Raw genomic sequence first — 21,509 nt, 5'->3', positions numbered from 1 at the left:
CCAAAAAACAGCCAGCGCGGTGATTCAGAAAAACCGCGAGTGCCGGGTTACGGCTGCTCCGCAGCCGAACGGGGGCAAGCCCCCTCGCCACAAAAGCAGGTTGCATTCGTCGTCATGTGCCCAAATCTGCGACAATCCGCCTCCTGCGCCACTAGACGACTTTTGCGTACCTGATGACTGACGAATCGCCTTCCATCGACAAACTGCTGAAAAACCTCGATCACGCCATGCTCGCTGACCGCCACCGGCTGCGGCGGCAGTTGCTTGAGCTGCGCAAAAAACCTGACGAGGCCAAGCTGGCCCAATGGGTGACGCGCACACAGGCGTCCTGTGATCAGGTGTTGGCGCGGCGCGCCAGCCTGCCGGTGATTCGTTACGACGACAGCCTGCCGATCGCCGCCAAGCGCGACGAAATCAAAGCGGCGCTGCAAAAGCATCAGGTGCTGATCATTGCCGGCGAAACCGGTTCGGGTAAAACCACCCAGTTGCCGAAGATCTGCCTGGAAATCGGCCGCGGCCAGCACGGCCTGATCGGCCACACCCAGCCGCGTCGAATCGCCGCCCGCAGCGTGGCGAGCCGGGTCGCTGAAGAGTTGGCGACACCGTTGGGCGCGCTGGTCGGCTATCAGGTGCGGTTCGAGGATCAGAGCGATGCCAACACCCTGATCAAACTGATGACCGACGGCATCCTGCTGGCGGAAACCCAGAACGACCGCTACCTCGAACGCTACGACACGATCATCGTCGACGAAGCCCACGAACGCAGCCTGAACATCGACTTCCTGCTCGGTTACCTGAAAACCCTGCTGCCCCGTCGCCCGGACCTTAAGGTCATCATCACCTCGGCCACCATCGACCTGGAGCGTTTCTCCAAACACTTCGATGACGCGCCGATTGTCGAAGTCTCCGGCCGCACCTTCCCGGTGGAAACCTGGTATCGCCCGCTGACCCTGGAGCAGGACGAGGAGGGCAACCGTGTCGAGGATGACCTGACCGTGGATCAGGCGATCCTCGCCACCCTCGACGAAATCGCCGCGTTCGAACGCAGTGAACGCAAGAGCCCCGGCGACGTGCTGGTGTTCCTGCCCGGCGAGCGCGAGATTCGCGACGCGGCGGACATGCTGCGCAAGGCACAGCTCAAGCACACCGAGATTCTGCCGTTGTATGCGCGGCTGTCACCGGCCGAGCAGCAGCGGATTTTCCAGTCGCATCCGGGGCGTCGAGTGGTTCTGGCGACCAACGTTGCGGAAACCTCGTTGACGGTGCCGGGCATTCGTTACGTGATCGACAGCGGCACCGCGCGCATCAGTCGTTACAGTTACCGCGCCAAGGTCCAGCGCCTGCCGATCGAAGCGATTTCCCAGGCCAGTGCCAACCAGCGTAAAGGTCGCTGCGGGCGGGTCGAGCCGGGTATCTGCGTGCGCTTGTACAGCGAAGAAGATTTCATCGGTCGGCCGGAATTCACCGACCCGGAGATCCTGCGGACCAACCTCGCGGCGGTGATTTTGCAGATGCTCCATCTGCGCCTCGGTGAAATCACCGATTTTCCGTTTATCGAGCCGCCGGATGGCAAGGCCATCAGCGACGGTTTCAACCTGCTGCAAGAACTCTCGGCAGTCGACCGCAACAGCCAACTGACGCCGCTCGGCCGGCAACTGGCGCGGTTGCCGGTGGACCCGCGCATGGGCCGGATGCTGCTGGAAGCGGCGAAACTCGGCAGCTTGCAGGAAGTGCTGATTGTCGCCAGCGCCATGTCGATCCAGGACCCGCGCGAGCGTCCGCCGGAGCGTCAGCAAGCCGCCGATCAGGCCCACGCCCAGTGGAAAGACGTGGACTCGGACTTCGCCGGGCTGGTCAATCTGTGGCGAGGTTTTGAAGAACAACGCCAAGCCCTGACGGCCAGTCCGCTGCGCAACTGGTGCCGCAAGAATTTCCTCAATTACCTACGCCTGCGCGAGTGGCGCGATTCCCATCGCCAGTTGAGCCTGATCTGCCGCGACATGCAGCTGAGCCTCAACAAAGAGCCGGCGGATTACCCGAAGCTGCACAAAGCCGTGCTCTCGGGTTTGCTCAGCCAGATCGGCCAGAAAACCGAAGACGGCGATTACCTCGGCGCCCGTCAGCGACGCTTCTGGATTCACCCGTCGTCGGGCCTGGGCAAGAAACGCCCGCAATGGCTGATGACCGCCGAACTGGTGGAAACCACCAAGCTTTACGCGCGGATGGTCGCCAAGATCGACGCCGACTGGATCGAGCCGCTAGCCGGGCACCTGATCAAGAAAAATCACTTCGAACCCCATTGGGAGAAGAGGCGTGGGCAGGTCGTGGCCTTCGAGCAAATCACCTTGTTCGGGCTGATCGTAGTCGGACGCCGGCCGGTGCATTACGGCCCGGTCGACCCGGTGGTGTCTCGCGAGTTGTTTATCCGCGAAGCCTTGGTGCGTGGTGAGATTCAATCCAAAGCCAAGTGCCTGACGGCCAACAAGCAACTGCTGGAACAGCTCGACGAACTGGAAGCCAAGGCGCGTCGCCGGGACATTCTGGCCGACGAAGAAACCCTGTTCGCCTTCTACGATGCGCGCCTGCCGGCGGAGATCCACCAGACCGCGACCTTCGACAGTTGGTACCGGATCAACAGCCAGAAAGACCCGCAGCTGCTGATCATGCGCGAAGAGGACGTGTTGGCCCGCGAAGCCAGTGAAGTCACCGCTGCGCATTACCCCGACACCCTGCACATCGGCGACTTGGAACTGGCGCTGAGTTATCACTTCGAACCCAACCATCCGCGTGACGGCGTGACCTTGCGCGTGCCCGCACCGCTGTTGCCGATGCTGCCGCCGGAACGTCTGGAATGGCTGGTGCCGGGCGTGATCGAGGCCAAGTGCATTGCGCTGGTGCGCAACTTGCCCAAGGCCCTGCGCAAGAATTTCGTGCCGGTGCCGGATTTCGTCAAAGCCGCGATGCAGCGCATGACTTTTGGCGAGGGCTCGTTGCCCCAGGCGCTGGGCCGCGAGTTGCTGCGTATGACCGGGGCACGGGTCAGCGATGAGGCCTGGGCCGAAGCGTCGCAGCAGGTCGAAAGCCATTTGCGGATGAACCTGGAAATCGTCGACGGCCAGGGCAAGTTCCTTGGCGAAGGGCGTGATCTGGCGGAGTTGACCGCGCGCTTTGCCGAGGCTAGTCAGGCCGCCTTGGCCGTGCCGCAAACCGCGAAAAGTCAGCAACCGGTGGAGGCGAAGGTCTTTGCCGCCGTCGCCGAGAAAACCCAACAGAAGATCGCCGGGCTGTCGATGACGGTGTATCCGGCGCTGGTGGAAGAGGCCGGCACGGTGAAGGAGGGGCGCTTCTCGACCCCGGCCGAAGCCGAGTTCCAGCATCGCCGGGCCTTGCAGCGCTTGCTGATGCAACAACTGGCGGAGCCGGCGAAGTTCTTGCGCGGCAAGTTGCCGGGGCTGACCGAGTTGGGCCTGATGTACCGCGAGCTGGGGCGCATCGATAGCCTGGTGGAAGACATTCTGCTGGCCAGTCTCGACAGTTGCATCCTCGACGGCGAAGACCCGTTGCCACGCGATGGCGCCGCACTGGCGTCCCTGGCCGAACGTAAACGCGGTGCCTGGACCGAGCACGCCGAGCGTCTGGCCAGGCTGACCCTGGAGATTCTCAAGCACTGGCACGGCCTGCAAAAACGCTTCAAGGGCAAGATCGACCTGGCGCAAGCCGTGGCCTTGAACGACATCAAGCAGCAGCTCAGCCATCTGGTGTACCCGGGGTTCGTGCGGGAAACGCCGATGCCGTGGCTCAAGGAACTGCCGCGTTACCTGAAAGCAGTCGAGCAGCGTTTCGAGAAACTCGGTGCCCAGGTGCAGAAGGACCGGGTCTGGAGCGGAGAATTGTCTGGCCTCTGGACCCAATACCAGACCCGCGCCAACAAACACGCCCAGGAAGGCAAGCGCGATCCGCAGCTGGAGCTTTATCGCTGGTGGCTGGAGGAATACCGGGTTTCGCTGTTCGCACAGCAATTGGGAACCAAGGTGCCGATCTCCGACAAGCGCTTGAGCAAGCAATGGAGCCAGGTCGAGGCGTAGCAAAAAGGGGCCAAAAGCCAGCGTTTATGGCAAACTTCGCGCCTATAAACGCCAGCCCCGCGTTTTTCAGCCTCCACGGGACCGGGCGGATCGGAATAAAGCGATGCCAGGTTTGCGTTCGGAACCTGGAATAGACCCTTTGTGTGTTGGTACGTCGGTGCCAGCGCTTTCTGCCTGAACAGATTAGAGAAACGACCATGCATAACGTCGTCATCAGCGGCACCGGCCTGTACACCCCGGCCAACAGCATCTCCAACGAAGAGCTGGTGCAGTCTTTCAACGCTTACGTCGCGCAGTTCAACGCCGACAATGCCGAAGCCATTGCGCGCGGCGAAATTCAGGCATTGACCGAGTCCAGCGCAGCGTTTATCGAAAAAGCCTCCGGTATCAAAAGCCGCTTTGTCATGGACAAAGAGGGCATCCTCGACCCGCAACGCATGACGCCACGCTTGCCCGAGCGCTCGAATGACGAGTGGTCGGTGCTGTGCCAGATGGCCATTGGCGCGGCCGAGCAAGCCTTGCAGCGCGCCGGCAAAACCGCCGGTGACATCGACGGTGTGATCGTCGCCTGCTCCAACCTGCAACGCGCCTACCCGGCCATCGCCATCGAAGTTCAGGAAGCGCTGGGTATCCAGGGTTTCGGTTTCGACATGAACGTGGCGTGTTCCTCGGCGACCTTCGGCATCCAGGCCGCGGCCAACAGCGTGCAGCTGGGCCAGGCCCGGGCGATCCTGATGGTCAATCCGGAAGTGTGCACCGGTCACCTGAATTTCCGTGACCGCGACAGCCACTTCATCTTCGGCGACGCCGCCACTGCGGTGATCATCGAGCGCGCCGATCTGGCGACCTCCAAGTACCAGTTCGACGTGGTCAGCACCAAACTGCTGACCAAATTCTCCAACAACATCCGCAACAACTTCGGCTTCCTCAACCGCGCCGCGGAAGAGGGCATCGGTGCCCCCGACAAGCTGTTCGTCCAGGAAGGCCGCAAGGTGTTCCGCGATGTCTGCCCTATGGTTGCCGAGCTGATCGCCACGCACCTGGAAGAAAACCAGCTCAACGTCAGCGACGTGAAGCGTTTCTGGCTGCACCAGGCCAACCTCAGCATGAACCACCTGATCGTCAAGAAGCTGCTGGGCCGCGAAGCCACTGAAGCAGAAGCCCCGGTGATTCTCGACACCTACGCCAACACCAGCTCCGCCGGTTCGGTGATTTCGTTCCACAAGAATCAGGACGATCTGGTCAGCGGTTCGCTGGCCGTACTCAGCTCGTTCGGCGCTGGTTACTCGATTGGCAGCGTGATTCTGCGCAAACGTTGATCGAAGGGGTTGTTGTTCTTTCCTCTGGCTTGTGATGACTTTTCCTACATTCGAAATAGTCGGAAGGCTGTAATTTTCGGAAATTCCAGCAGGACGATGCCTACAGGCGAAGTCCTGCTGTTTTCATTTTCGAGGTCAGAACAAGGGGGTTGTTAATGGCGGCTGACGACGCGCAACTGCTTGAGCGCTTGCTGGCAGGTGAACAAAAGGCCTTCAAAGAGTTGGTCAGCACCTATCAGAACGCCATGCGTGCGGTGGCCTACGCTATTGTGGGCAACCGGCATGCCGACGAAATCGTTCAGGATGCCTGGCTATCGGTTGTGCGTAACCTGAACGGGTTCGAGGGGCGTTCGAGTCTCAAGACCTGGCTGCTGACCATCACCGCCAATTCGGCCAAGAGCCGCTACAAGCAAAACCGCCGGGAAGTGTTGCTCGATGACCTGCCGTCGCCCCATGGCACGATCGATGATGATCGTTTTTCATCGAGCGACGGTCATTGGCTGGTGGCGCCGTTTGCCTGGCATCAGGACACGCCAGAGGCGCTGTTGACTGAAAACGAACTGCGCGAATGCCTGGAGCACACGCTGCTCAGCCTGTCGGAACTGCAAAGCAGTGTTTTACTGTTGCGCGAGCGACAGGGGCTGGAGTTGGAGGAGATCTGTAATCTTCTGGAAATCTCGCTCTCCAATGTTCGTGTGCTGCTGCATCGGGCACGGTTGAAGGTCTTTGCGACCGTAGAACATTTTGAGGAAACCGGCGAATGCTGACCTGTAAGGAACAAGTGGCGCGCTCCAGTGATTATCTCGATGGCCAGTTGAGTTTTCGCGAGCGTCTGATGATGCGGCATCACTTGATGTTTTGCCCCAATTGTCGGCGTTTCATTCGGCAGATGCGGTTGATGCAGGCGACCTTGCGGGTGATGCCGCAGAAGCCGGTCGAGGATGTGGAGGCGCTGGCCGAGCGGCTGGCGGCGCAGCGGCGCAAAGATCGTTCCTGAAGGAAAGCACAGGCCGGCGCGGGTGAAACGAACGGATGATGGGGATCGTTGCCCCGCGCCAGACTGTTGAACCTCTTCAAACGACACGACCGTATGTAAACCGCATCGTTTGAAGTGTGTTGCTTCGCAGCTTAGAACTTCGCTTCCGCGTCCAGTTGCAGCGTGTTGGTGTCGGCATCACGCTGGGTACGGCTGGAGAAGTCGGCTTTGGTCAGGAAGTAAGTGGCACCGAGGGCGAAGTTCTTGTCGATGTCGTAACCGACTTTGAACTTGTGACCGCGAGAACCGGTGGTGCCGTTGGCGAAGTCCGAGTCGGTGAAGGCGCCGACCACGGCGTTACGCTGCACGTCGCGGTAGTTGTAGTCGAGGTTGAAACCGAAGACTTTCGACTTGGCACCGACCAGCCAGGCAGTGTCCTGATCGGTCACCGCATCGTTGTTCTTCACATATTGACCGTAGAACGACAGCGGCATCGGCAAGCCGCCGATATCGACCTGGCTGAAACCTTCGTACAGGCGGAACTCGTTGTTGGCCGAGTTGCCGTTGACGGCCAGGGCGCACGGCGTGGAGGTGCCGGTGCAACGGCTGTCTTCGTCGTTCTGGTAGGCATAGACGCTGCCGCCGACGGTCAGTTTCAGGTTGTCGGTGATGGCGAAACGGCTGCCCAACTGGCCGGCGGTCAGACGCAGGTCGTGACGAAATTGCACGCCTTCGCCGTCGACGTTGTCCTTGAGGTTGTAGTTGCCCAGGCTACCGAACAGTTCGGCACTGCTACCCAGCGGGTATTTGTAGGTCACTGCCAGACCTTCCGGGTTGATGTCGCTGTCCCAGATCACATCACCCATGCTGACCCACGGTTGCAGCATCTTGCCGCCGATCACATGCAGGTTTTTGATGGCGTCCGGGTGGTAGTCGATGTAGCCCAGATCCAGCCAGATCTGCTTCTTGTCGAAGTAGTTGTCCATGTCCTGGTTGGTCGAGCGAGCATCGTCACCGCCGCCGGTGGCAATGCGGATGCCGGTGTCCACTTGCGGGTTGATTTCGCTGTAGGCACCCAGACGGGCGCGGATGCGTTGACGATCCTTGTCACGGCCACCGTTGTTGGGTTCGCCGTCGATCTTGACCGTTTCCTGGCGTACGCGAACGTCGCCCTTGAACTGGGTCTTGGCGGCCCAGGCCAGCTTCTGGTCGAAGGCACTCAGCTCGTTGGCTTTCTTCGCGGCGACCGCTATTTGTTCGTTGGTCTCTTGCTGCGCCTGCTGCGCGATTTGCTGAGCCTTCTGATCCTTGGCAAGTTCGGTTTGCAGTTCAACGTACTGCGCCTGGGAAATAGAACCGTTAGCCTTGAGCATGTCGAGCAGTTTGGCGTCGACTGCGGCACTGGCCGGAACACTCATGGCCAGCAACAGGCCACCGCACAAGGCCGCCGCAGTTTTCGTGGAAGCAAGACGCATAGCAATCTCCGAAGATGAGAGGGATGGCTGAACCATCCTGGACACAACCGACAGTTGAAGGTCGGAAAACAGTGGCCGGGTAGAACCCGGCGCTCTAAAAACAGGCGCCAGTATCGCGATGGTTTATGACAGGTCAGTGGCGAAGTGATGGCAGGTCGATGACGATACAAACATTTCCGAAATGCCCGATTCAGAGCCTTGTATTGGATTGACGCGTGTGGATCGCTCTGCGATCGGCGATACTCGCGGAGCTGTCACGCCAAGATGTGGAGAGGAAAATGCCGCTGCAACGTCTGCATACACTGTCGCAAATCGCAGCCCGTACCTGGGATGCCCTGGTGCCGGAGAATCAGCCGTTTCTGCGCCACGCGTTCCTCGGTTCACTGGAAGACAGCGGCAGCCTGGGCCCGCATTCCGGCTGGCAGCCCGAGCATCTGCTGCATGTCGAAGGCGAGCGCCTGATCGCCGCGCTGCCCAGTTACCGCAAATGGCATTCCTACGGCGAATACGTGTTCGACCATGCCTGGGCCGATGCCTGTGAGCGTGCGGGTATCGACTACTACCCCAAACTGTTGACGGCGGTGCCGTTCAGTCCGGTCAGCGGGCCGCGATTGCTGGCGGCGACGATCGAGGACGGTTTCGAACTCTTGCAGAGCCTGCCGGGTTATCTGGAGATAGAAAAACTTTCCAGCGCCCACATCAATTTCACCGATCCGTTCACCGACGCTGCATTGGCCGAACAGCCAGGCTGGTTGCAGCGCATTGGCTGTCAGTACCACTGGCAGAATCGTGGTTACCGGGATTTTCAGGACTTTCTCGACGCCCTCAGTTCGCGTAAGCGCAAGCAAATGCGCAAGGAGCGTGAGCAAGTGGCGGGGCAGGGCATCGACTTCGAATGGCTGGAAGGCCGGCAGCTGACCCAGGCGCAGTGGGACTTCGTGTACGCCTGCTACGCCAATACCTACGCGGTGCGTCGGCAGACGCCTTACCTGACGCGGGAATTTTTCAGTCTGTTGGCCGAGCGCATGCCAGAGTCGATTCGCGTGGTGCTGGCCAAACAAGGTTCACGGCCGGTGGCCATGGCCTTCAGCCTGGTCGGCGGCGACAGCTTTTATGGCCGTTACTGGGGGTGCCTGGCGGAGTTCGATCGCCTGCACTTCGAGACCTGTTTCTATCAGGGTATGGATTACGCCATTGCCAACGGCTTTCAGCGTTTCGACGCCGGCGCTCAGGGCGAACACAAACTGATTCGTGGCTTTGAACCGGTGATCACCCATTCCTGGCATTACCTGCGCCATCCGGGCTTGAAGTCGGCGGTGAAAGACTTCCTCGAGCGCGAACGCGCCGGGGTGCTGGGGTATGCAGAAGAGGCGAAGACCGCCTTGCCTTATCGACAAGGTTGATCTTCGCCGTTGATTGCAGGCTCAGTCGCGCAGATTAACTGTCTTCTTTGCCCAACCAGCGATACATCACACCACCGATGACCGCCCCCAAAATCGGCGCCAGCCAGAACAGCCACAGTTGTTGAATCGCCCAACCCCCGACAATCAGCGCCGGCCCCGTACTGCGGGCCGGGTTGACCGAGGTGTTGGTGACCGGAATCGAGATCAGATGGATCAGGGTCAGCGCCAGGCCGATGGCGATGGGCGCCAGCCCGGCCGGGGCGCGTTTATCGGTGGCGCCGAGAATGATCAGGATGAACATGGCGGTCATCACCAGTTCACTGACAAACCCCGCCGCCATCGAGTAGCCGCCTGGCGAGTGTTCGCCGTAGCCATTGGACGCCAGGCCGCTGGCCAGTTCGAAGCCGGGTTTGCCACTGGCGATGAAGTACAGCAGGGCCGCTGCGATGATTCCGCCAATCACCTGGGCGATGATGTAGGCGGGCAGTTCTTTGGCAGGGAAGCGTCCGCCGACGACCAGTCCGACCGAAACCGCAGGGTTGAGATGACAACCCGAGATGTGGCCGATGGCGAAGGCCATCGTCAGTACCGTCAAACCGAATGCCAGGGACACCCCGAGTAAACCGATCCCCACGTTTGGAAACGCTGCCGCCAGAACTGCACTGCCGCAACCCCCCAATACCAGCCAGAACGTACCTACCAATTCTGTAGCCGAACGTTTGAACAAAGACATAGCGAGTTCCCTGTCGAGATAACACTGTCGTTGTGCATCCGGTAGATGGACTACAGAACCATCTCCAGTACTCTGGCTGAGTACAGCAGGGTTTTTGCGGAATTCCAGTGGCCATAAAAACCGCCAGAGCCCTTGGTTTGCGGGGTCTGGCGGTTTCTGGTGTTCTTGTGCATGGCTGATGGCGCCAAGACCGCGGCTCAATCGATCCCGACAAACCCGCCGGTCTGGTGTTGCCACAACCGTGCATACAAACCGCCATGGGCCAGCAGTTCGGCGTGGCTGCCGGTTTCGGCGATCTTGCCGTTTTCCAGCACCACCAAGCGGTCCATCCGGGCGATGGTCGAGAGACGGTGGGCGATGGCAATCACGGTTTTGCCCTGCATCAGGGTTTCGAGGCTTTCCTGGATTGCTGCTTCGACTTCCGAATCCAGTGCCGAGGTGGCTTCGTCCATGATCAGGATCGGCGCGTCCTTGAGCAGCACCCGGGCGATGGCAATCCGCTGACGCTGGCCACCGGAGAGTTTCACCCCGCGCTCACCGACATGGGCATCGAAACCGGTGCGGCCTTCGGAGTCCGACAGCAGCGGGATGAACTCGTCGGCACGGGCCTTGTGCACCGCTTCCCAGAGTTCGGCGTCGGTGGCGTCGGGTTTGCCATACAGCAAATTGTCGCGGATCGAGCGGTGCAGCAGTGAGGTGTCCTGGGTGATCATGCCGATGCGTTCGCGCAGGCTTTCTTGCCCGACTTCGGCGATGTTCTGGCCGTCGATGAGGATCCGCCCGCCCTGCACGTCATACAGGCGCAGCAGCAGGTTGACCAACGTCGATTTGCCGGCGCCGGAGGGGCCGATCAGGCCGATTTTTTCGCCGGGCTTAATGGTCAGGTTGAGGTCGCCGATGATCCCGCTCTTCTTGCCGTAGTGGAAATCGACGTGTTCGAAACGCACTTCGCCACGGGCCACCGCCAAGGGTTTTGCCTGTTCGCGGTCGGTGACGCTGACCGGTTGGGCGATGGTCTGCAAACCGTCCTGGACCATGCCGATGTTTTCGAAAATGCCGTTGACCACCCACATGATCCAGCCGGACATGTTGACGATGCGGATCACCAGCCCGGTGGCCAAGGCAATCGCGCCCACGCTGATCAGCGACTGCGTCCACAGCCACAGGGCCAGCCCGGTGGTGCCGACGATCAAGAGGCCGTTCATGCTGGTGATGACCACGTCCATGCTGGTGACCACACGGCCGGCCAGTTGGGCTTTTTCGGTCTGTTCCGCGATGGCTTCGCGGGCGTACTGCTGTTCGAAGTTGGTGTGGGCGAACAGCTTGAGGGTGGTGATGTTGGTGTAGCCGTCGACGATCCGCCCCATGAGTTTGGAGCGCGCATCGGAGGACACCACCGAACGCTCTTTCACCCGCGGCACGAAGTAATAGAGCGCGCCGATGTAGGCGGCGATCCAGATCAGCAGCGGGATCATCAAGCGCCAGTCGGCTTCGGCGAACAGCACCAGCGAGCTGATCGCGTAGATCAGCACGTGCCACAGCGCATCCACCGCTTGCACGGCAGAATCGCGCAGGGAGTTGCCGGTTTGCATGATGCGTTGGGCGATGCGCCCGGCGAAGTCGTTCTGGAAGAAATTCAGGCTCTGTTTGAGCACGTAACTGTGGTTCTGCCAGCGGATCAGGCTGGTCATGCCGGGACTCAAGGTCTGGTGCACCAGCATGTCATGCAGGGCGAGGAACAAGGGGCGCAGGATGAGCGCCACCGCCGCCATCCAGGCCAATTCCACGCCGTGGACCTTGAAGAAGTCGACGTTGGATGTGTTCTGGGTCAGGTCGATGATGCGACTCAGGTAGCTGAACAGCGCCACTTCGATCAGCGCGCCGAACAGGCCGACGACCAACAAAACGGCGAAGATTGGCCAGACCTGCTTGAGGTAGTAGGTGTAGAAGGAGAGAACCCGGCTCGGTGGAGCCGCCGTCGGGGCGTCGCGGAAAATGTCGATCAGTTTTTCGAAACGGCGATAAAGCATCAGTTCTCCGCCCGCGTACGGGCTCTCCTTTAAACGATATGAGCGGCGCCGGATATCGACCGGCCACCGCTCAAGACTGCCGGTGTACTCAGTCGATGCGCTTGGCCGACTTGATCAGCACCGGGTCGACAGGCACGTTCTGCATGCCTTGTTTGGTGGTGGTCTGAGAGTTGACGATGATGTCCACCACGTCCATGCCCTTGACCACTTTGGCGAAGACGGCGTAACCGGCGTCGCGACCCGGATCGAGGAAGGCGTTGTCGGCCACGTTGATGAAGAACTGGCTGGTGGCCGAATCCGGGTTCGAAGTACGCGCCATCGACAGTGTGCCACGCACGTTATGCAGGCCGTTGCTGGCTTCGTTTTTGATCGGTGCCTTGGTTTCCTTCTGTTGCATCTGTGCAGTGAAACCACCGCCCTGAGCCATGAAGCCCGGGATCACACGGTGGAAGATCGTGTTGTTGTAGAAGCCACTGTCGACGTACTCAAGGAAGTTCTTGGTACTGATCGGCGCCTTGACCGGGTCCAGTTCGATTTCGATCTGGCCGTTGGTGGTCTCCAGCAGCACGTGCGGTGCCTTGGCCGGCGTGGCGGCCATCAGGTTGGCGGCAAACAGAACGGAGCCGGCGACGAGGGCGATTTTTTTCAGCATGGGTCAGTGATCCTGAGTGGTGGTGTCGACTGCGGTGAGAAACTCGAGCAGCGTTTGGTTGAAGCGTTCGGGTTGATCCAGCGGGGTGGCGTGGCGCGAATCGGCGATCACCACCAGCCGCGCATCGGGCAGCAGTTTTACATAGGTTTCTTTCAGCGCGACCGGGGTGTAGTCACGGTCGGCGCTGACGACGAGGGTTGGACACGAAACCCTGGAAAGTCGTTCCTGAACCCCCCAGCCAACGATGGCATCGAAGCTGGCGAGATAAGCATGTTTGTCGTTTTTTGCCCAGCGCGCCGCTATTTTTTGTCGTAACGAAGCTTGTTCCGGCTTGGGAAACAGTTTGGCGCCCAGGGCCTTGCCGATGGTGCCCATGCTCAGCACGCGCATCAGGCTCCAGCGTTTGAACCACTGCCAATAATCGTTGCGGCTGCGCCGTTTGACCTCGGGCGCGCTGTTGACGATGCACAGGCTCTTGAGCAGTTGCGGCTGGTCCACCGCCAGTTGAAAAGCGATCATGCCACCCATCGAAAGCCCCACAAGATGTGCAGGGCCAAGGTTCAAGTGTTCGATCAGCGCGATCAGGTCGGCGCTGAACCCGGCGATGCTGTAGCGCTCGCGGGGTTTGTCGGAGCGCCCGTGGCCGCGCACATCCGGCACGATCACCCGATGGTGGGCGGCGAGCGCCGGGATCTGCATTTCCCAGTCCAGGGTGCTGGAGCCCAACCCGTGAACCAGCAGCAACGGGGTGCCGTGACCATATTCCTCATAGTGCAGGTTGCAACCTTCATGTTCGAAATAGGCCATGGGTACACTCCGTGTCAGGCTTGTTCGGGTGCGGCGAAGGGCGCATCCAGCGGCGCGGTGTCAAAGGTGCGCAACAGTTCGATGAGAATCTGCGTGGCCGGGCCCAAGGGTTTGTCCTTGTTCGAATACAGATAGAAACTCGGGTTGCGGCTGCCGCCTTGGTCCAACGGTAGCAGCTTGAGCGTACCTTCCTTCAATTCGCGCTCGATCATGTGCCGGGGCAACCAGGCGAAGCCCAGACCGCTGCTGACGAAGGTCGCGGCAGTGGCCAGGCTGCCGACGGTCCAGCGCTGTTCGGCACCGAGCCAGCCGACATCTCGCGGTTGCTGACGGCCGGAGTCGCGGATCACCACTTGCATCTGGCTTTCCAGGTCCTGGAAGCTCAGCTCGCGATTCAGACGATGCAGGGCATGTTCGGGGTGGGCGACCGCGATGAATTCGACATCGCTCAGCTCCGCGCCCAGGTAGCCGGGAATACTGAAACTGGTAATGGCCAGATCGGCCACGCCTTCGAGCAATACTTCTTCCACCCCCGATAACACTTCTTCGCGCAGCCGCACCCGGCAGCCACGACTTTGCGGCATGAACGCGGTCAAGGCGCGGACGAGGCGGGCGCTCGGGTACGCGGCGTCGACCACCAGCCGCACTTCCGCTTCCCAGCCTTGTTCCATGTGGTGGGCCAGGTCTTCCAGTTGGCTGGCCTGTTTCACCAGTTGCCGGGAACGGCGCAGCAGCACGCCGCCGGCCTCGGTGAGCACCGCTTTGCGGCCATCGATGCGCAACAGCGGCACGCCGAGTTGGTCCTGCATGCGCGCTACGGTGTAGCTGACCGACGATTGCGAACGGTGCAGCACTTCGGCGGCCTGGGCGAAACCTCCGTGATCGACCACGGCCTGCAACGTTCGCCATTGATCAAGGGTCACGCGGGGCGCTTTCATGTTGAGCTCCTCTTGTCCTAAGCTGGCAGTTCTTATTGGAGACTGCCGAATGAAAAAAATCTGTTGTGTGATGGCGGGGTGTGCGGTGTTGGCGATGTTGCCTCTGACTGCGTTTGCCTATCCGATCGATGTCAATAAACAGCTCAACGGTTTGAAGGTCGACTACAACGCCTACGACACGGACGCCGACATCGGCTCCATTCAGGTCAACAACTACGGCGACACCGACGTCACTTGCAAAGTGGTTTTCAATAACGGCCCGGAAGCGCCACGCACCCGCAAGATCGACGTACCTGCCGGCAAGCACAAAAACGCCACGGCCAAGTTCACCCGCACCATCATCAAGCTGCGTATCGACCTGACTTGCACCCCGAAATGACTTCAAGCGGAGCATGTCGCCTGGGCATGCTTCGCTTATAAACGAATTTATCGATGCTTTATAGCAGTTATTTGCGCTTTTTCATCGATATGACTCTGTTTAACCTTCACTCCATCGACTTACAGCATTCTCAGATGGAGGCTACATCCCATGTCCCGCGTTCTGATCATCGAAAGCAGCGCCCGTCAGCAAGACTCGGTTTCCCGCCAGCTGACCCAGACCTTCATCAGCCAGTGGAAAGCCGCACACCCGGCCGACCAGATCACCGTCCGTGACCTGGCCGTCAACCCGGTGCCGCACCTGGACATCAACCTGCTGGGCGGCTGGATGAAACCTGTCGAACAACGCAACGAGATCGAACAGGCCTCGCTGGAACGCTCCAACCAATTGACCGACGAACTGCTGGCCGCCGACGTGCTGGTGATGGCAGCGCCCATGTACAACTTCGCGATTCCGAGCACCCTGAAAGCCTGGCTCGACCATGTGCTGCGTGCCGGCGTGACCTTCAAATACACCGAAACCGGCCCGCAAGGTTTGCTCAGCGGCAAGCGTGCCTACGTGCTGACCGCTCGCGGCGGGATCTACGCCGGCAGCACTGCGGATCATCAGGAACCTTACCTGCGTCAAGTCATGGGCTTCATCGGCATCCACGATGTCACGTTCATTCACGCCGAAGGCATGAACCTGGGCGGCGACTTCCAGGAGAAAGGCTTGAACCAGGCCAACGCCAAACTGGCGCAGGTCGCCTGAGTCGTTAATCGCCAGATAATCGCTGGATGGTCTAGTGACCTGGCGCAACCCTTCAAGCCTGTACGCGCATCGAACCTCCCTTTGCACTTATTGCTCCTGAGTGCTCTAGCCCGATTGAACGCTTTAGCGAGATCGGGCTTTTTTTTGCCTGGGATTTAGTGGGCGCTGATGATCCTGTGGGAACGGGCCTGTTGTTGGCCGACCGTTCGCGATAACGGGCAAAAACCGCTATCGTCGCCGCCATTCGAAACGAGGCGAGCATGGGCTATCTACTTTTTGTCACGCTGATCCAGGCGTTTTCCTTCAGTTTGATCGGCGAGTATCTGGCCGGTCATGTCGACAGCTACTTCGCAGTGCTGGTGCGAGTGCTGCTGGCGGGGCTGGTGTTCATTCCGCTGACACGCTGGCGTTCGGTCGAGCCGGCGTTCATGCGCGGGATGTTGCTGATCGGCGCGCTGCAGTTCGGTGTGACCTATGTCTGTTTGTATTTGAGCTTCCGCGTGCTGACGGTGCCGGAAGTGTTGCTGTTCACCATCCTCACGCCGCTGCACGTGACCCTGATCGAAGACGCACTGAACCGGCGCTTCAATCCGTGGGCCTTGATCGCGGCATTGGTGGCCGTGGCGGGTGCGGCAGTGATTCGCTACGACCGGATCAATCCGGACTTCTTCATGGGCTTTTTGTTGCTGCAACTGGCCAACTTCACCTACGCCGCCGGGCAGGTGCTCTATAAACATCTGGTGGCCCGCCATCCGAGCGATCTGCCGCATTACCGGCGATTCGGCTACTTCTATCTGGGCGCATTGGCGGTGGCGTTGCCGGCATTTCTGCTGTTCGGCAAACAGAACTTCCTGCCCGAAGCGCCGCTGCAATGGGGCGTGCTGCTGTTCCTCGGACTGGTCTCGACCGCGCTGGGCTTGTACTGGTGGAACAAGGGCGCGTGCCTGGTGAATGGCGGGACGCTGGCGGTGATGAATAATCTGCATGTGCCGGTGGGCTTGCTGATCAATTTGCTGATCTGGAATCAGCATGAAGAGTTGGGGCGGTTGTTGTTGGGTGGATCGGTCATTCTGGCGGCGGTGTGGATCAGCCGGTTGGGTGTACGCCAACCCGTCATTGCACACTAAACCGGGTTAATTCGGCGCCAACTGCGCCACCAGAAACTCAATAAATGCCCGGGTCTTTTGCGGTACGCGACGCGAGGAAGGGTAAACCGCGTTGATGGTAATCGCTGGTGCCTGCCACTCGCACAGCACCGGCACCAGCCGGCCTGCCGCCAGCGCGTCTTCCACAATGAAATCAGGCAGCAGGGCGATGCCCATCCCGGCTTCGGCGGCCTGAGCGAGCAAGTCGCCGTTGTTGGCGTGCAACGGGCCGGAAACGTTGACCCGTTGCGTCTCCTTGCCATTGCACAACTGCAGGCTCACGCCGCTTTGCAGATACCCGTAATTCAGGCATTGATGCGCGCGCAAGTCTTGCGGGGTCCGCGGTATGCCTGCACGCGCCAGATAGGCGGGGGAGGCCACCATGATCCGCGGTGCCGGTGCCAGTTGCCGGGCGATCATGGTCGAGTCTGGCATGCTGGCGATGCGAATCGTCACATCGAAGCCGCCACGCACTGGATCGACCTGTTGATCGCTGAGCACCAGTTGAAGCTCGATGTTCGGATGCTGCTCATGGAACAGCGGAATCAACTGTCCAAGGCGATGCAGGCCGAACGACATCGGCGCATTCACCCGCAACACCCCACGTAGCTCGCCGATGCCGTCTCGAGCGCGCTGCTCGGCCTCGTCCAGCGCGGACAACACCTCCCGCGCCGCCTCGAAATACTCGGCGCCAGCCTCGGTCAAGTGCAGGCTGCGCGTGGTGCGCTGCAGCAATTGCACGCCGATTGCTTCCTCCAACGCCTGAATCTGTTTACTCACCTTTGATCGCGGCACGTCCATCGCGCGAGCGGCAGCTGCGAAGCCGTTCTCGCCAACCGTCACGACAAAGGCGCGCATGCATTCGATCCGATCCACGATTGTCCCTTTTTTAGAATCAATTATTCTCGATTTTAGGTAATTGTCCCTTTTTTATCTAGCCCGTAAAGTTACTTCCAAGCCAGCAAGCAAACAGCTTGAGGCAAGTGACTCACCCAATACTCATTAAACAAATCGACATCAAAAGGAACGCGCCATGTCTAACCGTGAATTGCTCAACCCAACCAACTCCGCCCTGATCCTGATCGACCACCAGCCGCAAATGGCGTTCGGCGTGCAGTCGATCGACCGTCAGACCCTGAAGAACAACACCGTGGGTCTGGCGAAGGCCGCGAAGATTTTCAACGTGCCGACGATCTACACCTCAGTTGAAACCGAAAGCTTCAGCGGCTTCATCTGGCCGGAGTTGCTGGCTGTTCACCCAGAGCAGAAGCCGATCGAGCGCACCTCGATGAACTCCTGGGAAGACAAGGCGCTGGTTGACGCGGTGAAAGCCACCGGCCGCAAGAAGCTGATCATTGCCGCGCTCTGGACTGAAGTCTGCCTGACCTTCCCGGCGCTGGAAGCCCTGGCTGAAGGCTACGAGGTGTACATCGTGACCGACGCGTCTGGCGGCACCACCAAAGAAGCTCACGACATGTCGGTGCAGCGGATGATTCAGGCAGGCGCGGTGCCGGTCACCTGGCAACAAGTGCTGCTGGAATACCAGCGTGACTGGGCACACAAAGACACTTACGAGGCGGTGATGGAACTGGTGCTGGAGCACAGCGGCGCGTATGGCATGGGCGTGGATTACGCCTACACCATGGTGCACAAGGCGCCGCAGCGTCAGGTCAAATAACACCGTTACCCTTGTAGGAGCATGGCTTGCCCGCGAAGGCGGAGTATCAGTCGATAACTATGTTGACTGACACTGCGCCTTCGCGGGCAAGTCGGATCGCCGCACCGCTCGCTCAGGGGCGGTGTTTACATGATGTGTTTTTCCGGCTCCGGAATGTGGCTCGCGCCTAACATGGCCGGAAGCAATCCGGCCCTTAAATCCCCGCCACTCGGCTGCTGATAAAGACTCAATCCGAACTCCGGCAGTACCGCCAGCAGATAATCGAAAATATCCCCCTGAATCCGCTCGTAATCCGCCCACGCCGTGGTGCGGGTGAAACAATAGATTTCCAGCGGAATCCCCTGCGCCGTCGTCTGCATCTGCCGCACCATGCAGGTCATGTTCTGCTGAACCTTCGGGTGACTTTTCAGATACGCCAGCGCATAGGCGCGGAAGGTGCCGATGTTGGTCATCCGCCGACGGTTGGCCGCCATCGCCGCGACGTTGCCCTGGGCTTCGTTCCAGGCCTTGAGCTCGGCTGTCTTGCGGCTCATGTAGTCAGTCAGCAAATGCACCTGGGACAGCTTCAGCTCTTCGTCGTCACGAATGAATCGCACGCCGCTGGCGTCGATGAACAGGCTGCGCTTGATCCGCCGTCCGCCGGACTGCTGCATGCCGCGCCAGTTCTTGAACGACTCGGACATCAGGCGCCAGGTCGGGATCGACACAATCGTCTTGTCGAAATTCTGCACCTTGACCGTGTGCAAAGTGATGTCCACCACGTCACCGTCGGCACCGACTTGCGGCATCTCGATCCAGTCGCCGACCCGCAGCATGTCGTTGCTGGTCAGTTGCACGCTGGCGACGAATGACAACAGGGTGTCTTTGTAGACCAACAGAATCACCGCCGACATGGCGCCCAGACCCGACAGCAGCAACAGTGGCGAACGGTCGATCAACGTGGCGACGATGATGATCGCGCCAAACACGAACAACACCATTTTCGTCAGTTGCACATAACCCTTGATCGAGCGGGTGCGGGCGTGTTCGGTGCGGGCATAGATGTCCAGCAGGGCATTGAGCAACGCACTGATGGCCAGCACCAGGAACAGGATGGTGAACGCCAGCGCCACGTTGCCGAGGAAGTTCAGGCTGGTCTTGCCCAACTCCGGCACCAGGTGCAGGCCGAACTGGATCACCAGCGATGGCGTCATTTGCGCCAGGCGATGAAACACTTTGTTGTGGCGAAAATCGTTGACCCAGTGCAACGCCGGCTGGCGGCCGAGCATTTTGGTCGCATGAAGAATGAGGTAACGCGCCACTCGTCCGAGCACCAGCGCCACCACCAGCAGCAACATCAGCGCGAGTGTGGAATGCAGGAGCGGGTGCTGATCAAGGGCACCCCAGAGGTCTTGGGCGTTGAGCCAGAGCTGTTTGATATCCATGGGTGAAAACGCTTCTTCTGTAGGGCGCGACGGGGCGATTAGAGCATTTAAGAGGTTGCGGATGACGTTTTGAGACAAATCAGGCAACAAAAAAGCCACTGTTTGCAGCCGTTTGTATAAAGAAACTCGGCCTTCGCGCTCGAAACCGTTACCCTATGCAGCTGTTTTTTTGTATTTCTTCGAGGTAGCACCCGTGTTTTCCCAATTCGCCCTGCACGAACGTCTGCTCAAAGCCGTGGCCGAGCTTAAATTTGTCGAGCCAACGCCTGTGCAAGCAGCGGCTATTCCGCTGGCGCTCCAAGGGCGTGACCTGCGGGTGACAGCGCAAACCGGCAGCGGCAAAACCGCCGCCTTCGTTTTGCCGATCCTCAACCGCTTGATCGGCCCGGCCAAAGTCCGCGTCAGCATCAAGACCCTGATCCTGCTGCCGACCCGCGAGCTGGCCCAGCAGACCATCAAGGAAGTCGAGCGCTTCGCTCAGTTCACTTTCATCAAGTCCGGTTTGATTACCGGCGGTGAAGACTTCAAGGTCCAGGCCGCCATGCTGCGCAAGGTGCCGGACATCCTGATCGGTACACCGGGCCGGATGATCGAGCAACTGAACGCCGGCAACCTCGACCTCAAGGAAGTCGAAGTGCTGGTGCTCGACGAAGCCGACCGCATGCTCGACATGGGTTTTGCCGAAGATGTGCAGCGTCTGGTGGATGAGTGCACCAACCGCCAGCAGACCATGCTGTTCTCCGCCACCACCGGCGGTTCGGGCCTGCGCGAGATGATCGCCAAGGTCCTGAACAACCCTGAGCACTTGCAGCTCAACGCAGTCAGCCAGTTGAACGAAACCACCCGTCAGCAAATCATCACCGCTGACCACAACCAGCACAAAGAACAGATCGTCAACTGGCTGCTGGCCAACGAGACCTACCAGAAGGCCATCGTGTTCACCAACACCCGGGCCATGGCCGACCGTATCTACGGCCGCCTGGTGGCGCAGGAATACAAAGCGTTCGTGCTGCACGGCGAGAAGGACCAGAAAGACCGCAAACTGGCCATCGACCGTCTGAAGCAGGGCGGGGTGAAAATCCTCGTGGCCACCGACGTCGCTGCCCGTGGCCTGGACGTGGACGGCCTGGACCTGGTGATCAACTTCGACATGCCGCGCAGCGGCGACGAGTACGTGCACCGCATCGGTCGCACCGGCCGCGCCGGCAACGATGGCCTGGCCATCTCGCTGATCTGCCACGGCGACTGGAACCTGATGTCGAGCATCGAACGCTACCTCAAGCAGAGCTTCGAGCGCCGCACCATCAAGGAAGTCAAAGGCACCTACGGCGGACCGAAAAAGGTCAAGGCCTCGGGCAAAGCCGTTGGCGTGAAGAAGAAAAAGGTCGACGCCAAGGGCGACAAGAAGAAAACCGGCGCCAAGGCCCCAACCAAGCGCAAGATCGCCAACCGCCCGAAGACCGACGCCCTGTCGCTGGTCAGCAAGGACGGCATGGCGCCTTTGAAACGCCGCAAGCCGGAAGCGCCGGCGGCTGAATAAAGCGCCGTAGCGAACCAATGAAAACCCGGACAGTGTCCGGGTTTTTTTACGTCAAGAAATTGCAGCCCTCGGCTCTGCCTCGATCCAGAGCGTTCAGGTAATCGACCAAAAACCGCAAGCTAGAGCCTTCGCAAAAAACATCCCGAACGGCTTATTGACGTCAGAATGATGGCAA

At 60.0% G+C, this 21,509-nt stretch carries 18 protein-coding genes; 10 read left to right on the top strand and 8 right to left on the bottom strand.

Annotated elements, in window-relative coordinates:
- Window positions 1-173: 173 nt before the first annotated feature.
- The 4 genes from hrpA (at window position 174) to AF70_RS12260 (ending at window position 6,401) form a co-directional block, all read left to right on the top strand.
- Entirely contained in the window at window positions 174-4,085 is a 3,912-nt protein-coding gene (gene hrpA / locus AF70_RS12275; protein WP_028939356.1) for an ATP-dependent RNA helicase HrpA, read from the top strand.
- Between the two features lie 197 nt (window positions 4,086-4,282).
- Entirely contained in the window at window positions 4,283-5,404 is a 1,122-nt protein-coding gene (locus AF70_RS12270) for a beta-ketoacyl-ACP synthase III (protein ID WP_028939357.1), read from the top strand.
- Window positions 5,405-5,559: 155 nt separating this feature from the next.
- Entirely contained in the window at window positions 5,560-6,171 is a 612-nt protein-coding gene (locus tag AF70_RS12265; protein ID WP_019580791.1) for an RNA polymerase sigma factor, read from the top strand.
- Window positions 6,165-6,401 (top strand): anti-sigma factor, encoded by a 237-nt coding sequence (locus AF70_RS12260; RefSeq protein WP_007934080.1) that lies wholly within the window; start codon window positions 6,165-6,167, stop codon window positions 6,399-6,401. The genes AF70_RS12265 and AF70_RS12260 overlap by 7 nt, the downstream gene beginning before the upstream one ends.
- A 131-nt stretch (window positions 6,402-6,532) precedes the next feature.
- Here the strand turns inward: AF70_RS12260 and AF70_RS12255 are convergent, their stop codons facing one another.
- A complete protein-coding gene (locus tag AF70_RS12255) occupies window positions 6,533-7,855 on the bottom strand; it encodes a putative porin (RefSeq protein ID WP_019580790.1) in 1,323 nt (440 codons plus the stop codon).
- 278 nt (window positions 7,856-8,133) lie between these two features.
- Here AF70_RS12255 and AF70_RS12250 point away from each other — a divergent pair, with 278 nt between their 5' ends.
- Window positions 8,134-9,258: a GNAT family N-acetyltransferase gene (locus AF70_RS12250; protein WP_019580789.1), complete on the top strand. Its 1,125-nt coding sequence runs from the start codon at window positions 8,134-8,136 to the stop codon at window positions 9,256-9,258.
- 34 nt (window positions 9,259-9,292) lie between these two features.
- Here the strand turns inward: AF70_RS12250 and aqpZ are convergent, their stop codons facing one another.
- The 5 genes from aqpZ to AF70_RS12225 all read right to left on the bottom strand — a co-directional run bounded on the left by aqpZ (window position 9,293) and on the right by AF70_RS12225 (window position 14,418).
- Window positions 9,293-9,991 carry an aquaporin Z gene (gene aqpZ, locus AF70_RS12245; protein WP_018926734.1) on the bottom strand — a complete coding sequence of 233 codons (699 nt, stop codon included), beginning with the start codon at window positions 9,989-9,991 and terminating at the stop codon, window positions 9,293-9,295.
- Window positions 9,992-10,188: 197 nt separating this feature from the next.
- Complete coding sequence (locus tag AF70_RS12240; RefSeq protein WP_028939358.1) at window positions 10,189-12,021, bottom strand: ABC transporter ATP-binding protein; 1,833 nt, start codon at window positions 12,019-12,021, stop codon at window positions 10,189-10,191.
- Between the two features lie 88 nt (window positions 12,022-12,109).
- Window positions 12,110-12,673 (bottom strand): peptidylprolyl isomerase A, encoded by a 564-nt coding sequence (locus AF70_RS12235; protein ID WP_007934039.1) that lies wholly within the window; start codon window positions 12,671-12,673, stop codon window positions 12,110-12,112.
- 3 nt (window positions 12,674-12,676) lie between these two features.
- Window positions 12,677-13,480 (bottom strand): alpha/beta fold hydrolase, encoded by an 804-nt coding sequence (locus AF70_RS12230; RefSeq protein ID WP_028939359.1) that lies wholly within the window; start codon window positions 13,478-13,480, stop codon window positions 12,677-12,679.
- A gap of 14 nt (window positions 13,481-13,494) precedes the next feature.
- The gene (locus AF70_RS12225; RefSeq protein ID WP_028939360.1) at window positions 13,495-14,418 is read right to left on the bottom strand and encodes a LysR family transcriptional regulator; all 924 of its coding nucleotides are present in this window, start codon (window positions 14,416-14,418) and stop codon (window positions 13,495-13,497) included.
- Between the two features lie 49 nt (window positions 14,419-14,467).
- Between AF70_RS12225 and AF70_RS12220 the strand changes: the two genes are divergently transcribed.
- The 3 genes from AF70_RS12220 to AF70_RS12210 all read left to right on the top strand — a co-directional run bounded on the left by AF70_RS12220 (window position 14,468) and on the right by AF70_RS12210 (window position 16,674).
- Window positions 14,468-14,797: a hypothetical protein gene (locus tag AF70_RS12220; RefSeq protein ID WP_007934049.1), complete on the top strand. Its 330-nt coding sequence runs from the start codon at window positions 14,468-14,470 to the stop codon at window positions 14,795-14,797.
- A gap of 150 nt (window positions 14,798-14,947) precedes the next feature.
- Window positions 14,948-15,547, top strand: coding sequence for an FMN-dependent NADH-azoreductase (locus AF70_RS12215; RefSeq protein ID WP_019580787.1), 600 nt, complete (start codon window positions 14,948-14,950; stop codon window positions 15,545-15,547).
- Window positions 15,548-15,807: 260 nt separating this feature from the next.
- Window positions 15,808-16,674, top strand: coding sequence for a carboxylate/amino acid/amine transporter (locus tag AF70_RS12210; RefSeq protein WP_019580786.1), 867 nt, complete (start codon window positions 15,808-15,810; stop codon window positions 16,672-16,674).
- Window positions 16,675-16,680: 6 nt separating this feature from the next.
- Here AF70_RS12210 and AF70_RS12205 read toward each other — a convergent pair whose 3' ends face one another.
- Window positions 16,681-17,568 carry a LysR family transcriptional regulator gene (locus AF70_RS12205; RefSeq protein ID WP_028939361.1) on the bottom strand — a complete coding sequence of 296 codons (888 nt, stop codon included), beginning with the start codon at window positions 17,566-17,568 and terminating at the stop codon, window positions 16,681-16,683.
- Between the two features lie 157 nt (window positions 17,569-17,725).
- Here AF70_RS12205 and AF70_RS12200 point away from each other — a divergent pair, with 157 nt between their 5' ends.
- Window positions 17,726-18,370 carry a hydrolase gene (locus AF70_RS12200; protein WP_007934054.1) on the top strand — a complete coding sequence of 215 codons (645 nt, stop codon included), beginning with the start codon at window positions 17,726-17,728 and terminating at the stop codon, window positions 18,368-18,370.
- Window positions 18,371-18,495: 125 nt separating this feature from the next.
- Here AF70_RS12200 and AF70_RS12195 read toward each other — a convergent pair whose 3' ends face one another.
- The gene (locus AF70_RS12195) at window positions 18,496-19,794 is read right to left on the bottom strand and encodes a mechanosensitive ion channel family protein (protein WP_028939362.1); all 1,299 of its coding nucleotides are present in this window, start codon (window positions 19,792-19,794) and stop codon (window positions 18,496-18,498) included.
- Window positions 19,795-19,987: 193 nt separating this feature from the next.
- Here AF70_RS12195 and AF70_RS12190 point away from each other — a divergent pair, with 193 nt between their 5' ends.
- Window positions 19,988-21,334 (top strand): DEAD/DEAH box helicase, encoded by a 1,347-nt coding sequence (locus AF70_RS12190; RefSeq protein ID WP_019580783.1) that lies wholly within the window; start codon window positions 19,988-19,990, stop codon window positions 21,332-21,334.
- The last annotated feature ends 175 nt before the right edge of the window (window positions 21,335-21,509 follow it).

The sequence above is a fragment of the Pseudomonas sp. KD5 genome, assembly GCF_012932895.1.
Lineage (GTDB): Bacteria > Pseudomonadota > Gammaproteobacteria > Pseudomonadales > Pseudomonadaceae > Aquipseudomonas.
Note: the sequence above shows the minus strand (reverse complement) of the source record. Positions and strands in the feature narration are given on the sequence as shown.